The sequence below is a fragment of the Kitasatospora sp. NPDC058218 genome (assembly GCF_042882445.1).
Taxonomy (GTDB): Bacteria; Actinomycetota; Actinomycetes; order Streptomycetales; family Streptomycetaceae; genus Kitasatospora.
Genome location: NZ_JBHVWC010000008.1, coordinates 148,811 through 162,767, shown reverse-complemented (window position 1 = coordinate 162,767; position 13,957 = coordinate 148,811). Strand labels below are relative to the sequence as shown.

At 71.2% G+C, this 13,957-nt stretch carries 12 protein-coding genes and 1 riboswitch; of the genes, 4 read left to right on the top strand and 8 right to left on the bottom strand.

Annotated elements, in window-relative coordinates:
• Window positions 1–165 precede the first annotated feature (165 nt).
• A complete protein-coding gene (locus ACFVYI_RS07300) occupies window positions 166–924 on the top strand; it encodes an IclR family transcriptional regulator (RefSeq protein ID WP_387882161.1) in 759 nt (252 codons plus the stop codon).
• On the opposite strand, the gene ACFVYI_RS07295 is transcribed toward ACFVYI_RS07300, so the two are convergent.
• From ACFVYI_RS07295 to ACFVYI_RS07260, 8 genes are all read right to left on the bottom strand, one after another.
• Window positions 860–1,519: a trimeric intracellular cation channel family protein gene (locus ACFVYI_RS07295; protein WP_387882160.1), complete on the bottom strand. Its 660-nt coding sequence runs from the start codon at window positions 1,517–1,519 to the stop codon at window positions 860–862. The genes ACFVYI_RS07300 and ACFVYI_RS07295 overlap by 65 nt on opposite strands.
• A gap of 142 nt (window positions 1,520–1,661) precedes the next feature.
• Window positions 1,662–2,747, bottom strand: a complete 1,086-nt coding sequence (locus ACFVYI_RS07290) for an ABC transporter ATP-binding protein (protein WP_387882159.1) — start codon at window positions 2,745–2,747, stop codon at window positions 1,662–1,664.
• A 34-nt stretch (window positions 2,748–2,781) separates the two neighbouring features.
• On the bottom strand, window positions 2,782–3,849 hold the full coding sequence (locus ACFVYI_RS07285) for an ABC transporter ATP-binding protein (RefSeq protein WP_387882158.1): 1,068 nt from the start codon (window positions 3,847–3,849) through the stop codon (window positions 2,782–2,784).
• Window positions 3,846–4,856, bottom strand: a complete 1,011-nt coding sequence (locus ACFVYI_RS07280; protein ID WP_387882157.1) for an ABC transporter permease — start codon at window positions 4,854–4,856, stop codon at window positions 3,846–3,848. Before ACFVYI_RS07280 ends, ACFVYI_RS07285 begins: the two co-directional genes overlap by 4 nt.
• Before the next feature lie 98 nt (window positions 4,857–4,954).
• Window positions 4,955–6,721: an ABC transporter substrate-binding protein gene (locus ACFVYI_RS07275; RefSeq protein ID WP_387882156.1), complete on the bottom strand. Its 1,767-nt coding sequence runs from the start codon at window positions 6,719–6,721 to the stop codon at window positions 4,955–4,957.
• A 55-nt stretch (window positions 6,722–6,776) separates the two neighbouring features.
• Window positions 6,777–7,766, bottom strand: coding sequence for an ABC transporter permease (locus tag ACFVYI_RS07270; RefSeq protein WP_387882155.1), 990 nt, complete (start codon window positions 7,764–7,766; stop codon window positions 6,777–6,779).
• A gap of 683 nt (window positions 7,767–8,449) precedes the next feature.
• Window positions 8,450–9,391: an enhanced serine sensitivity protein SseB C-terminal domain-containing protein gene (locus ACFVYI_RS07265; RefSeq protein ID WP_360638299.1), complete on the bottom strand. Its 942-nt coding sequence runs from the start codon at window positions 9,389–9,391 to the stop codon at window positions 8,450–8,452.
• Window positions 9,392–9,538: 147 nt separating this feature from the next.
• Complete coding sequence (locus ACFVYI_RS07260; protein ID WP_387882154.1) at window positions 9,539–10,333, bottom strand: enhanced serine sensitivity protein SseB; 795 nt, start codon at window positions 10,331–10,333, stop codon at window positions 9,539–9,541.
• Between the two features lie 285 nt (window positions 10,334–10,618).
• Window positions 10,619–10,725: riboswitch (glycine riboswitch) on the top strand.
• A 229-nt stretch (window positions 10,726–10,954) separates the two neighbouring features.
• Here ACFVYI_RS07260 and gcvT point away from each other — a divergent pair.
• From gcvT to glyA, 3 genes are all read left to right on the top strand, one after another.
• Window positions 10,955–12,076 carry a glycine cleavage system aminomethyltransferase GcvT gene (gene gcvT, locus ACFVYI_RS07255; RefSeq protein ID WP_387882153.1) on the top strand — a complete coding sequence of 374 codons (1,122 nt, stop codon included), beginning with the start codon at window positions 10,955–10,957 and terminating at the stop codon, window positions 12,074–12,076.
• 89 nt (window positions 12,077–12,165) lie between these two features.
• Window positions 12,166–12,543 carry a glycine cleavage system protein GcvH gene (gene gcvH, locus ACFVYI_RS07250; protein ID WP_387882152.1) on the top strand — a complete coding sequence of 126 codons (378 nt, stop codon included), beginning with the start codon at window positions 12,166–12,168 and terminating at the stop codon, window positions 12,541–12,543.
• A 139-nt stretch (window positions 12,544–12,682) separates the two neighbouring features.
• Window positions 12,683–13,951 (top strand): serine hydroxymethyltransferase, encoded by a 1,269-nt coding sequence (gene glyA, locus ACFVYI_RS07245; protein ID WP_387882151.1) that lies wholly within the window; start codon window positions 12,683–12,685, stop codon window positions 13,949–13,951.
• Window positions 13,952–13,957 lie beyond the last annotated feature (6 nt).

Sequence of the window (13,957 nt, the reverse complement as noted above, 5' to 3'; positions counted from 1 at the left end):
TGCCTGCCACCGGACGGCAGCGCGCCCGCCACCCACCGGCCGCGCGCCGCCCGCCGGGCGACCCCCAAGCCCGGACAACCGGGGGCTCGTTGGTCCGGCGCGGTGGCGAACGGTTAGCCTGTCGGCCACTGCAATCGGCCGGACCGGACCACGACTGGGGGCGCAATGTCGCAGTCGGTCGACCGTGCCCTCACCCTCCTCGGCTCCCTCGGCGACGGCCCGGTCACCCTCGACCAGGCCGCGACCAGCATCGGCGTGCACAAGTCCACCGCGCTGCGCCTGCTGCGCACGCTGGAGGAGCACGGCTTCGTCCACCGCCAGTCGGACCGGCGCTACCGGCTCGGCGGCCGTGTCCTCTCGCTCGCCCACCGGGCGCTGGAGGAGATCGACGTCCGCCAGATCGCCGCGCCCTACCTGGCCGCCCTCAACCGGCGCTGCGGGCTGACCGTCCAGCTCGCCGTCCTGCAGGACGGCGAGGTCCTCTACCTGGACGAGCTGGCCGGCCGCTGGCCGGGGAACGACGCCGCCCGGCCGACCCGGATCGGGCGGCGCGCCCCGGCGGCCGGCACCGCGATCGGCCGGGTGCTGCTGGCCGGCCTGCCCGAGGACGGCGTCGGCGAGGAGGAGCTGCCCGCCGAGCTGGCCGCCGTCCGCCGCCAGGGCTGGGCGGCCGAGTCGGCCGAGCACCGGGAGGCGGTGGCCTGCGTGGCCGCCCCGGTGGCCGGCAGCGCCGGGCGGCCGATCGCGGCCTGCGCGGTCAGCGCCCCGATCGACCGGGTGCCGCCGGTCGAGCTGGTCCGGCTGCTGCCCGAGCTGCTCTGCACCGCCGAGGCGATCTCGCTGGCGTACGGGGGCTCGCCTACTCCTCGCTGGTGCGAGAACCGTTGCGGTGCCAGGCCCGCGGCGCGCGCCAGCCGTACTTGAGGGCGAGCATCCGCAGCACGAAGGCGGTCAGCGCGGCCGCCGTCCCGGTGAGCGCGGTCAGCCGGTCGAGGCCGATCAGCACCACCACCAGCGCGGAGCCGACCAGGGCCGGGACGGCGTAGATCTCCCGGTCCCAGCGCAGCAGCGAGGGGATCTCCCCGGCGAGCATGTCGCGCATCACGCCGCCGCCGGCCGCCGTCACCATGCCGAGCGCCATCGCGGCCACCGCGCCGAGGCCGTAGTCGTGCGCCTTGGCCGTCCCGGTGACGCAGAACAGCCCGAGGCCGAGCGCGTCCAGGGTCTGCACCGCGCGGTTGATCCGCTCGACCTCGGGGTGCAGGAAGAACACCACCAGGCCGGCCACCAGCGGCGTGCTGAAGTACCCGAGGTTGGAGAAGGCCGCCACCGGGGTGGCTCCGATGACGAGGTCCCGCATGACCCCGCCACCCAGCGCGGTCACCTCCGCCAGCACACAGATCCCGAAGATGTCCATGTTCTTGCGCACGGCCAGCAGCCCTCCGGAGAGGGCGAAGACGAAGATGCCGACCAGGTCCAGACTCTGCTGCACGTGGGAGGGGAAGATCTGCGATGTCACCGGACAACTATGGACCCACCGGGCACCGCACCCCGTCGAATGTCACGCGCACGACATCCGCCGACACGCCGCGCAACAGTCCACCGCCACGCGAAGGGGCGCCGGCCGCAGCCCGAAGGCAGTGGCCGGCGCCCCCCGGTCGTCATGCGGTGGCGAGCACCTTGTCGCCACCGGCGGGGCTGTTCTCCGGGAAGTGGCAGGCCACCTGGTGGCCGGACTTCAGCGCGACGAGCGGCGGCTCCTGGGCCGCGCAGACGTCCTGCGCCTTCCAGCAGCGGGTGCGGAACCGGCAGCCGGACGGCGGGTTGATCGGGGAGGGCACGTCGCCCTTGAGCAGGATCCGCTCGCGCCCGCCCTGCTGCCGGCGGCGCGGGTCGGGCACCGGCACCGCGGACATCAGCGCGGTGGTGTACGGGTGCATCGGGGCGGCGTAGAGCGAGTCCCGGTCGGCGATCTCGACGACCTTGCCGAGGTACATCACCGCGACCCGGTCCGAGACGTGCCGGACCACCGAGAGGTCGTGCGCGATGATCAGGTAGGTCAGGCCGAGCTCGCGCTGGAGGTCGTCCAGCAGGTTGACCACCTGCGCCTGGATGGAGACGTCGAGCGCGGAGACCGGCTCGTCGGCGACGACCATCTTGGGCCGCAGCGCGAGGGCCCGGGCGATGCCGATGCGCTGGCGCTGGCCGCCGGAGAACTCGTGCGGGTAGCGGTTGTAGTGCTCGGGGCTGAGCCCGCACAGCTCCAGCAGCTCCTGGACGGCCTTCTTGACCCCGCCCTCGGTCTGCACCTTCTGCAGCCGGAACGGCGCGCCGACGATGGTGCCGACGGTGTGCCGCGGGTTCAGCGAGGAGTACGGGTCCTGGAAGATCATCTGGATGTCGCGGCGGAGCGGCCGCATCGCGCCCGCGCCGAGGTGGGTGATGTCGGTGCCCTCGAACTCGATCTTCCCGGCGGTGGGTTCGTCGAGGCGGGTGACCAGTCGGCCCATCGTCGACTTGCCGCAGCCGGACTCACCGACGACGCCCAGGGTCTCCCCCGCGTTGACCGTGAAGTCGATGCCGTCGACGGCCCGCACCGCCCCGGTGTTGCGGCGCAGCAGACCGCCCTTGATCGGGAAGTGCCGGGTGAGACCGGTCACCCGGAGCAGCGGCTCGCGGTCGGGGGCGGGCGCGGGTGCGGGCACCTTCTTCATGGGCTCGGGGGCCGCCGCCTGAGTGTCCGTCATCGGTTCTCTCCAGAATGGTGGTACGAAACCGGGCTCACAGCCGGGGCGCGATCTCTTCGGTGAAGATGCGGTGCCGGTCGGCGGCGGCGAGGTGGCAGGCCGCGTGGTGCCCGGGCGCCGCCTCGACCAGGACGGGGGTCTCGTCGACCGAGCGCCCGCCGGTCAGCTCCGCGTACGGGCAGCGCGGGTGGAAGGCGCAGCCGGACGGCACGTTGATCAGGCTGGGCGGGGTGCCCTTCACCGGGACGAGCCGCTCCTGGAGCTCGCGGTCGAGACGCGGCATCGAGCCCAGCAGACCCCAGGTGTAGGGGTGTTGGGGCGCGTCGAAGAGGGTGTCGGCGGGGCCGCGCTCGATGCACTTGCCGCCGTACATGACCAGGATGTCGTCGGCGAGTTCGGCGACCACCCCGAGGTCGTGGGTGATGACGATGACGGCCGAGCCGAACTCCTGCTGGAGGTCGCGGATGAGGTCCAGGATCTGCGCCTGGACGGTGACGTCCAGCGCGGTGGTGGGCTCGTCGGCGATCAGCAGCGAGGGGTCGTTGACCAGGGCCATCGCGATCATCGCGCGCTGGCGCATGCCGCCCGAGAACTGGTGCGGGTAGTCGTCCACCCGGCGGTCGGGCTGCGGGATGCCGACCCGGTCGAGCATCTCGACCGCGCGGGCGCGGGCCTGCTTCTTGCTGGCCCGCGGGTGGTGCACCCGGTAGGCCTCGACGATCTGCGCCCCGACGCTGTAGTAGGGGTGCATCGCGGTGAGCGGGTCCTGGAAGATCATCGCCATCTGGCGGCCGCGCAGCTCGCGGACCCGCTCGGGGCCGGCCGCGATCAGCTCCTCGCCGTCCAGGTGGATCTCGCCGCTGATCCGGGCCCGCTTGGAGCGGTGCAGGCCCATGATGCCGAGCGAGGTGACGGACTTCCCGGAGCCGGACTCGCCGACGATCCCGAGGGTCTTCCCCTTGTGCAGGTCGAAGCTGACCCCGTCGACCGAGCGGACCAGGCCGTCGTCGGTGTCGAAGTGGATCCGCAGGTCCCGCACCGAGAGGAACGGGTCCCCGGTCGCGGAGGCCACCGGCGCCGGGGTCTTCTGGAGCTCGGTCACGACAGCCTCACTCGGGGGTCGACAGCGGCGTACAGGAGGTCAACCACGAGGTTGCAGAGGACGATGAAGAAGGCGGCGAGCAGCGTGACGCCGAGGATCTTCGGCAGGTCGTTGTCGGCGATCGCCGAGACCGCGAAGGCGCCGACGCCCTGGAGCGAGAACACCTGTTCGGTGATCAGCGCACCGCCGAGCAGCAGGCCGAGGTCCATGCCGAAGATGGTGACGACCGGGGTGAGCGCGGAGCGCAGCCCGTGCTTCACGACCACCTTGCGCTCGACCAGGCCCTTGGCCCGGGCGGTGCGGATGTAGTCCTCGCTCATCGTCTCCAGCATCCCGGCGCGGGTGAGCCGGGCGTAGAGCGCGGAGTAGAGGAAGGCCAGCGAGATCCACGGGAGGATCAGGTTGCGGGCCCACATCAGCGGGTCGTCGGTGAAGTTGACGTACTGGAGGTTGTCCAGGATCGGCCACTCGTAGCTGAAGAGCGTGAGCAGCAGCGCACCGGTGAAGAAGACCGGCAGCGAGACGCCGGCCAGGGCGACGCCCATCGAGAGCCGGTCGAAGATCGACTTCGGCTTGAGCGCGGAGATGACACCGGTGGTGACGCCGGAGACCAGCCAGAGCACGGCGGCACCGATGGCCAGTGACAGCGTGATCGGGATGCGCTTGGTCAGCTCGGGCCAGACCTCCAGGTGGTTCTTGAAGGAGTAGCCGAAGCAGGGCACGTGGCAGGTGGCCGCGTCCGGGCCGAACTTGTACTCGGCACCGGTGACCAGCGCCTTCAGGAAGCGCCCGTACTGGACGTAGATCGGCTGGTCGAAGCCGAGGTTCTTCTTGACCGCCGCGACCGCCTCGGGGGACGGGTTCTTCCCGATGTACTGCGTGGCCAGCTGATCGGTCGTCTCGCCGGCCAGGCGCGGCAGCAGGAAGAAGATCGCGAAGGTGACCGCGCTGACCACGAGCAGCAGCACCACGGCCGCGAGCGTCCTGCGGAGGATGTAGGCAAACACAGTTGGTCGGCTCCGGCGGCCCGCCGCCGTCCGGGATCTTCCGGACGGCGGCGGGCGCCGCTGCCTTCACCTGCCTTCAGGGATGCGGAGCCAGGCTCTTACTTGGTCGTACCGATGTTCAGGTAGTCGTACTCACCCGAGAAGGCCGAGGTGGAGACGACGTTGGTGGCGGTGTCCGAGCGGTACAGGAACACCTTGAAGTAGGTCAGCGGGACGTAGACCGCCTGCTCCATGACCTTCTTGTCGATCTCCGCGTAGATCTTCTCGCGGGCCGCCTTGTCGGTGTTGACCGCGGCGTCGTCGATCAGCTTGTTGATCGCCGGGTCGTTCAGCGAGGCCAGGTTGCTGTTACCCGCCTCCTTGATGGCGCGGCCGTCGACGATCTGCTGCAGGAAGCCGTAGCCGGTCGGCCAGTCGGCGCCCCACTGCATCATCATCAGGCCGATGTTCTTCTCCTTGTTCTTCGCCGGCACGCCGACGTTGTCGGAGAGGTACTTGCCCTGCGGGAACTGCTGGATCTCGGCGTTGATGCCGACCTTCTTCAGCGCGGCCTGGATCGAGGTCGCGGCGGCGATCTCGGTGGCGCGCTCGGTCCGGGCGCTCAGGACGGTCGAGAAGCCGCCCTCCTTGCCGCAGGCCTTGAGGGCTTCCTTGGCCTTGGCCTCGTCGCCCTTGTTGTCCTTGGTCTCGTACAGGTTGATGTCCTGGTGACCGGGGATGTCGGCCGGGAGGACCGAGTTGGCGATCTGGCCGCGGATCGGGCCGCCGACCGCGGTCTGCACCGAGACCTTGTCGATCGCGTACTGGACGGCCTTGCGGCACTCGATGTTGTCGAACGGCGCGACGTGGGTGTCGATCGCGGTGTAGACCAGGCGGCCGCCGTACGCGTTGTCGGTCTTCGCCTTGAGCTTCGGGTTCTGCAGGATCTGCGCCTGGGTCTGCGGGTCGACGCCGCCGCCGACGAGGTCCACCTGGGCGTTGCCGGCCAGCAGGTCCTTGTCGATGGTGGACTGCTCGATGTTCATCTTGAGCAGGATCTTGTCCGCGAGCTGCTTGCGGATCGGGTCGCTCGCCTTGTCCCAGTTGGTGTTCGGCACCAGGGTGAGCTGCTTGCCGTCCTCGTAGGACTCGAACTTGTACGAGCCCGAGGCGAGCGGGTGCTTGACGTAGTCGGCGCCCTTGTCCTTGTCCTTCGGGACCGGCACGGTCTGCGGGGCGGAGACCAGGTAGTCGAAGTCCGCGAAGGCGTGCTTCAGGTGGAAGACCACGGTCAGGTCGTCCGGCGTCTCGATGGACTTCAGGTCGCCGGAGGTGTCCTTGTACGGGCCCTCGTACGGGGTCGGGTTGTCGACCAGCAGGTCCTTGAAGTACGTCGGACCGTTGGAGAACACGTCCGGGGCGAAGTTGGAGCGCTCCACCGCGTACTTCACGTCCTTGGACGTGATCGCGCTGCCGTCCTCGTACTTGAGGCCCGCCCGCAGCTTGTACGTCCAGGTCAGGCCGTCCGCACTGGGCTGGCCCATGGACTCGGCGAGGTCCGGGACCAGCTTGTTGCCCTCGTCGCCGGGGCCCGGCGCGAAGGTGGTCAGCGGACGCCCGTACAGGCGCGAGAAGTTGTAGATGTACGCGTAGTACGTGTTGCCCGGGTCCAGCGAGTCCGGCGTGCCCTTCATCTCGTAGGTGACCGTCCCGCCCTTCTTGTCCGAGGCGTTGACGATGCCCTTGGTGGCCGCGTCGGCGCCGCCGCCGGGCGCGGCGGAGGAGGCCGAGCTGTCCCCGCTCTTGGAACCGGAGGAACACCCGGTGACGACCAGGACCGCGGCAGCGGCCGCTGCGGTCAGCGCGACGGTACGGGACCTACGCATGGTGAGATCAACCCCTTGAGGAAGTGATGGCGGATCGGAGGGTCCTGACGGAATGTCAGTTGCTCTTGGGATCGAGGGCGTCACGCAGCCCGTCGCCGAGCAGGTTGAAGGCGAGCACCGTGAGGAAGATCGCCATACCGGGGACCACCATGTACTGGGGATCCACCTGGTAGTACTTGATCGCGTCGTTGAGCATCCCGCCCCAGGAGGCCTGCGGGGCCTGGATGCCGACGCCGAGGAAGCTGAGGCCCGCCTCGAAGAGGATGTTGGTCGGGATCAGCAGGGTCGAGTAGACCAGGATCGGACCGACCAGGTTGGGCAGCAGTTCCTTGAACAGGATGAACGGCCCCCGGGCGCCCAGGCTGCGGGCGGCGTAGACGAACTCGCGCTCGCGCAGCGAGAGGGTCTGGCCGCGCACGATCCGGCCCATGTAGGGCCAGTTGAAGAAGCCGATCACGAAGATCAGCACGCCGATGTGCAGCGGGAGGCCGTGCAGGCCGAACGCGCCGCCCTGGAGCGAGGCGGAGATCGCGATGGCGAAGAGCAGCAGCGGGAAGGCCAGGAAGACGTCCATCACCCGGCTGATCAGGGCGTCCACCCAGCCGCCGTAGTAGCCGGCCATCACGCCGAGCACGGTGCCGAGGGTGTTGGAGAGCAGGGTCGCCCCGAAGGCGACGAGCAGCGAGACCCAGGAGCCCTCGATGACGCGGGAGAGCAGGTCACGGCCCTGCAGCGGGTCCACGCCGAGCGGGTGGTCGGCACTCATGCCGCCCCAGTCCCCGAGCGGCAGGCCGCCGAGGTTGGCGTCCAGGAGGTCCTGGTTGAGCGCGTCGGGATCCAGGCCGAACACCGACTCGATCGGCTTGGCCAGCACGGCGAGCAGGATGAGCAGGATCACCACGACGCCGCCGGCGACGGCGGCCTTGTCCCGCTTGAAGCGGGTCCAGGCGATCTGGCCGAGCGAGCGGCCCTCGATCTTCTTGGCCGGGCTCGCGGGGGCGGCTGCCTCCGGTGTGTCCCCGGCGGTCTTGATGGGTGCGGTCATGGTCAGTTCGGTCCCCTCGCCGACGGTGGCCGGCCCACGGGTGCCGGTCGCCGGTTCGGCGGTACGGCTGGTGCGGACGTGCGGAAGTACGGGTGCGAGTGTTCAGCGGTGCGACGTGCTCGGGTACTGCGGCCGCGCGGGATGGGCATCACGAGGCTCAAGCGGTCCGCCTGCGCGTTCACCCTCGTGGGGCTCCGAGTACGCGCGGTGCGTTGCGCAGAACTCTCTGCCATCCGAACTGGCTTACGCCAGCCCTGACAACCGAGAGATGCCCAACTGTGATCTGTTGGCATGCACCCCCTGATCTTCGGCATATCCCTCTTCACACAGCTGTTACATGCATGTCAAGAGGCTGCACCGAATCAACCGGGAATCCGTCCGGAAAACACCAGGACCGACTTGACTGATCGTCAAGTCGGTCCTGGTGGAGGGCTTTGGGTGCATGCACCCGAACTACCCGCTACTGCACCACAAACACCCGAAGCGCCGGTGATTGCGACAGGCGTCCGAAGTGCCCGTAGTCGTCACACGAACATCCGAGTTGCCGTGATTGTGACGCCGGCAACCGAACTGCCCGCGATCGCGCCGCACGCCCGACCTGCCCGGGCTTACGGCGCACGCCCGACCTGCCCGCGATCGCGGCAGACGTCCGAACCGTCCGCCGCTTCGGCGCCCCGGCGGCGTCAGCGCCCGGGGTAGCCGGGCCACGGCTGCTGCGGCGGCGGCTGCTGCCCCGGCCACCCCGGGCCGGGCGGCTGGGTCCCGTAGCCGTACGCCGGCCCCGTCTGGGAGGCGTAGGGCGGCGGCGGGACCGGCGGGTACGGCGCCGCCTGCGAACGGCCGTGGCCGCCCGCCTCGCGGTCGTAGAACGGCCGCGCGTTGGCCCGCATCCAGAGCGCCACCGGGTCGTACTCGTCCCCCATGGCCACCGTGGAGACGGCCAACCCCTCCGGGGCGACCGCGATCGCGCGCTGCATCAGCGCCCGGACGGCCTCCACCGTGGGCGGCGAACTCTCGTACAGCTCAAGACCGATCGCCAGGTACGGCTCGCCCACGGAGGGCTGCACCCAGGCCCGGCGCAACGCCTTGACCGCCCGCACCTCGACCGCCTGCCGCTCCAGCAGCGCGAAGAACTGCTGGGCCGGCAGCTGCGGTTCGCTCAGCTTCAGCGGCCCGGCCGGCAGCCGGTCCAGACCGGCCGCGATCCGCCGCAGGTCCGCCCAGGGCACCCCGACGCCGCCGCCGGGGGCGTGCGGATTCAGCCAGAGGCCCCAGCGGGTGCGATAGAGCGAGGCGGCGATCTCGCGCCCCGAGATCACCTCGTGCGCCCGCGCCCAGCCGGACGCCGCCAGCTGCTCGGGCGAGGTGACGGCCGGCGCGTAGCCGTGGCCGCTGATCTCCATGTTCCCGTACTGGGCGTCCGCACTGCCCGGCGTACCGTGCCAGAGCAGCATCCAGACCTGCCCCGCGGCCAGGGCGTGCAGCAGCGCCTCGTACGCCTCCCAGCGTTCCGGCGCGACCTCGCGCAGGGCGTGCTCCAGCGCTCTCGGATCCGCGCCGGGGCGCCCGGCGGGTGCCTGGCCCCAGGGCCCCGGTGCACCGCCCGCTACCGCTCCCGCACTCATGCGCCCACCTCGCTGCGCCTCTTCTTCTCTCACCTGCCCGCCGGCCCGGCGGTCATCTGCAGGCACCCTATGGGGCGCCGCCGACCATCGCCACGCCGACGTGCCTGCCTGGGCCCTCCGACCCGGTGCCGGGCGAGGAGGAACGCGTCACATCCGTGTGTAGAACGGCTGGACCCGGTTGAGCAACCACTCGACCACGGGATCGTCCGCGAGGTCGAGCAGTACGAGGTGGACGCCGCCGGGCAGCGGCGCGGTTCCCAGCGCGCGGCCCAGTGCCTCGTTCACCGCGGCCGGCTCGGCCGGGCCCGCCGGGTCGAGCTGGACGCCGACGAACATCACCGTCGGCTCGCCCTCGACGCTGGCCAGCGCCCGCCTGGCGGTCAGTACGCCGGGCAGGGCCGACAGTTCGTACCGGCAGGCGGCCAGGAAGGCCTCCGGGTCCTCGCCCGGCACCGGCTCGCGCAGCGCCACCCGGCCGCCGGTCGGCGCCTGCGGGGCGTCCCAGCGGTCCTCGCGCGGCCCGCGCCGCAGCTCGGCGACACCCTGCGGCGGCACCGGGATGCCCACCGGCGCGTCCGGGTTCACCGCGATGCCCACGCCCAGCGGCAGCCCGCGGGCGAACTCCCAGACCGGCGCGATCGCGAACGCCGTGCCGGGCACCTGCTGCAGGAACACCTCCTGCGAGGAGAAGACCGGAACGTAGGGGTCGCCGGCCAGCTCGATGGTCGGCAGGTCCAGCGCCTGGCCCTGCGGGTCGCCCCCGGCCGGCAGCGGGATCCACACCTGGCTGCGGGCCAGTACCTCGAACACCCGGGGGGTCGCGCCCGGATCGCCGAGCGCGGCGGTGAGCACCTGCTCCAGCTCGTTCGCCGGCCATCCGCCGCCCGGCGGCGCCGCCTCCGGGCCGCTCCACCCCTGCTGCTGCTCCACCGGGTACCCCATGCGCCGCTGTACCGTCCTCTGCTCGCCGACGCCGAGCAGCCTAGCGGGCCCGCCCCCGGGGCCGCGGGGCGCGCCGCTGCCGGGCGGTCGGGACGGACGGAGGACGGCGGTCGGGACGGACGGGGGAGGGCAGCCGGGACGGACCGGGGAAGCCGGCCGGGACGGACGGGGGACGGCGGTCGAAGGCCTGGCCCGGGGCCCCTCTCCCGTCTTCCGCCGGGACGTGCCATGATGTCCGCGTCTCCGCGTATTCCCGCCGAGGCCCCTAACTCCATACCGGCCGCTCGAACCCGTGCGGGAGAGTCCGGAGTGCCCCCGAGAGGCGGTACAGCCGGCGCCGAAGGAGCAAGTCCTCCCCGGAATCTCTCAGGCCCCCCTACCGCACGGGCTAGGCACATCTGGAAAGCGGCGCACGGCCCTGTCGCGCGCCCACCCACGGTGCAAGCCGCCATGCTGTCCTGTTAGCTGTAAAGCGCTGCGGGCCCGCGTGCGGTGAAGCTCTCAGGTACGACGACAGATGGGGAGACCCAGCCGCCGCATGCCCGCGCGCAGGCTCGGTCCCCGAGCGGGACCGGTCCGGCGTGCGCACACCTGAGTGCCCAGACCGAGGAGTTCCAGGCCATGTCGTCCCTCCGCCTCACCGCGCTCGACGCGCTGCACCGCGCCCTCGGCGCGACCATGACCGACTTCGCCGGCTGGGACATGCCGCTGCGCTACGGCAGCGAGCGCGAGGAGCACCTCGCCGTCCGCACCAAGGCGGGTCTCTTCGACCTCTCCCACATGGGTGAGATCACCGTGACCGGCCCGCAGGCCGGCGAGATGCTGGACCACGCGCTGGTCGGCTTCGTCTCCGCGCTCGGCGAGCTGCGCGCCCGCTACACCATGATCTGCGCCGAGAACGGCGGCATCCTGGACGACCTGATCGTCTACCGCCTGCGCGAGGACGCCTTCCTGGTCGTCGCCAACGCCTCCAACGCCCAGCTGGTGCTGGACGAGCTGATCGCCCGCGCCAAGGGCTACAACGCCGTCGTCTCCGACGACCGCGACACCTACTCGCTGATCGCCGTCCAGGGCCCGGAGTCCACCGCGATCCTGGCCGACACCACCGAGGCCGACCTGCCCGGCCTGAAGTACTACGCGATCCTCCCGGCCCAGGTGGCCGGCCGCGACGTGCTGCTCGCCCGCACCGGTTACACCGGCGAGGACGGCTTCGAGATCTTCTGCAACCCGGGCGACGCCGCGCACGTCTGGACCGCGCTGACCGAGGCCGGCACCGGGCGCGGGCTCGTGCCGTGCGGCCTGTCCTGCCGCGACACGCTGCGCCTGGAGGCCGGCATGCCGCTCTACGGGCACGAGCTCTCCACCGAGCTGACGCCGTTCGACGCCGGTCTCGGCCGGGTGGTCCGCTTCGACAAGACCACCAACGAGGGCGCGTTCGTCGGCCGCCGGGCCCTGGAGCAGGCCGCCGCCGCGGCCGAGGCCAACCCGCCGCGGGTGCTGGTCGGCCTGGTCTCCGAGGGCAAGCGCGTCCCGCGCGCCGAGTACACCGTGGTGACCACCGACGGCGAGCCGATCGGCCGGATCACCTCCGGCGCGCCCTCCCCCACCCTGGGCAAGCCGATCGCCATCGCCTACGTGGACGCGGCGCACGCCGCCCCGGGCACCACCGTCGCGGTGGACGTGCGCGGCAAGCACGAGCCGGTGCAGGTCGTGGCGCTGCCGTTCTACAAGCGCGCCCGCTGAGGCCCCGCTCTTCCCGAAGATCCACGTCGAAGCCGTCCGTCCGGCGGCCCGCTTCGTCGTACCCGCTTCCCATCCTGGAGAATGACGTCATGAGCAACCCCCAGCACCTGCAGTACACCAAGGAGCACGAGTGGCTGACCGCCGCCGAGGACGGTGTCTCCACGATCGGGATCACCGCCCACGCGGCCGACGCCCTCGGTGACATCGTCTACGTGCAGCTGCCCGAGGTGGGCGACACCGTGACCGCGGGTGAGACCTGTGGCGAGCTCGAGTCCACCAAGTCGGTCAGCGACCTGTACTCGCCGGTCACCGGTGAGGTCACCGAGGTCAACCAGGACGTCCTGGACGACAACTCGCTGGTCAACAGCGCCCCCTTCGAGGGTGGCTGGCTGTTCAAGGTGCGCGTCGAGGCCACCGACGAGCTGCTGAGCGCTGCCGACTACGACGCCCTCACCAACCCGGCCTGAGTCAGCCGTTCGGGGTGGCCGCAGCGCGGCGGCCACCCCGGCCACCGGGCCTCCACCGCCCTCCCGTCGCCCACCGCCACCCTTTCCGAGGGCGCGCCACGCGCGGCACCTCCTTCTCTCCTCCCGGGAAGACCACACCATGACGGTTCTCAACCAGTCCCTGCACTCGCTCGACCCGGAGATCGCCGCCGCGGTCGACGCCGAGCTGCACCGCCAGCAGACCACCCTGGAAATGATCGCCTCCGAGAACTTCGCCCCGGTGGCGGTCATGGAGGCCCAGGGTTCGGTGCTGACCAACAAGTACGCCGAGGGTTACCCCGGCCGCCGCTACTACGGCGGCTGCGAGCACGTCGACGTGGTCGAGCAGATCGCGATCGACCGGATCAAGGCCCTGTTCGGCGCCGAGCACGCCAACGTCCAGCCGCACTCCGGCGCGCAGGCCAACGCCGCCGCGATGTTCGCGCTGATCCAGCCGGGCGACACCATCCTGGGCCTGAGCCTGGCCCACGGCGGTCACCTGACCCACGGCATGAAGATCAACTTCTCCGGCAAGCTCTACAACGTGGCCGCGTACCACGTGGACGACAAGACCGGTCAGGTCGACATGGCCGAGGTCGAGCGCCTCGCCAAGGAGCACCAGCCGAAGCTGATCATCGCCGGCTGGTCCGCCTACCCGCGCCAGCTGGACTTCGCCGCGTTCCGCCGGATCGCCGACGAGGTCGGCGCCCTGCTGATGGTCGACATGGCGCACTTCGCCGGCCTGGTCGCCGCGGGCCTGCACCCCAACCCGGTGCCGTACGCGGACGTGGTCACCACCACCACCCACAAGACCCTGGGCGGCCCGCGCGGCGGCGTCATCCTCTCCAAGGCCGAGTGGGCGAAGAAGATCAACTCCGCGGTCTTCCCCGGCCAGCAGGGCGGCCCGCTGGAGCACGTGATCGCCGGCAAGGCCGTCGCCTTCAAGGTCGCCGCCACCGAGGAGTTCAAGGAGCGCCAGCAGCGCACCCTGGACGGCGCCCGGATCCTCGCCGAGCGCCTGCTCCAGGCCGACGTGGCCGAGGCCGGCGCCTCGGTGCTGTCCGGCGGCACCGACGTGCACCTGGTCCTGGTCGACCTGCGCAACAGCCAGCTCGACGGCCAGCAGGCCGAGGACCGTCTGCACGAGGTCGGCATCACGGTCAACCGCAACGCCATCCCGAACGACCCGCGGCCGCCGATGGTCACCTCCGGCCTGCGGATCGGCACCCCTGCCCTGGCCACCCGCGGCTTCCAGGCCGAGGACTTCCGCGAGGTCGCCGACATCATCGCCGAGGCGCTCAAGCCCGCCTTCGACGAGACCGTCGCCGCCGCGCTGAAGGCCCGGGTCACCGCCCTCGCCGAGAAGTACCCGCTCTACCCGAACCTGTGATTCGGC

Coding starts and splice junctions, on each gene's coding strand:
- ACFVYI_RS07300 (WP_387882161.1), top strand. CDS start 166: ATGTCGCAGTCGGTCGACCGTGCCCTCACCCTCCTCGGCTCCCTCGGC.
- ACFVYI_RS07290 (WP_387882159.1), bottom strand. CDS start 2,747: ATGACGGACACTCAGGCGGCGGCCCCCGAGCCCATGAAGAAGGTGCCC.
- ACFVYI_RS07275 (WP_387882156.1), bottom strand. CDS start 6,721: ATGCGTAGGTCCCGTACCGTCGCGCTGACCGCAGCGGCCGCTGCCGCG.
- ACFVYI_RS07270 (WP_387882155.1), bottom strand. CDS start 7,766: ATGACCGCACCCATCAAGACCGCCGGGGACACACCGGAGGCAGCCGCC.
- ACFVYI_RS07265 (WP_360638299.1), bottom strand. CDS start 9,391: ATGAGTGCGGGAGCGGTAGCGGGCGGTGCACCGGGGCCCTGGGGCCAG.
- ACFVYI_RS07260 (WP_387882154.1), bottom strand. CDS start 10,333: ATGGGGTACCCGGTGGAGCAGCAGCAGGGGTGGAGCGGCCCGGAGGCG.
- gcvT (WP_387882153.1), top strand. CDS start 10,955: ATGTCGTCCCTCCGCCTCACCGCGCTCGACGCGCTGCACCGCGCCCTC.
- gcvH (WP_387882152.1), top strand. CDS start 12,166: ATGAGCAACCCCCAGCACCTGCAGTACACCAAGGAGCACGAGTGGCTG.
- glyA (WP_387882151.1), top strand. CDS start 12,683: ATGACGGTTCTCAACCAGTCCCTGCACTCGCTCGACCCGGAGATCGCC.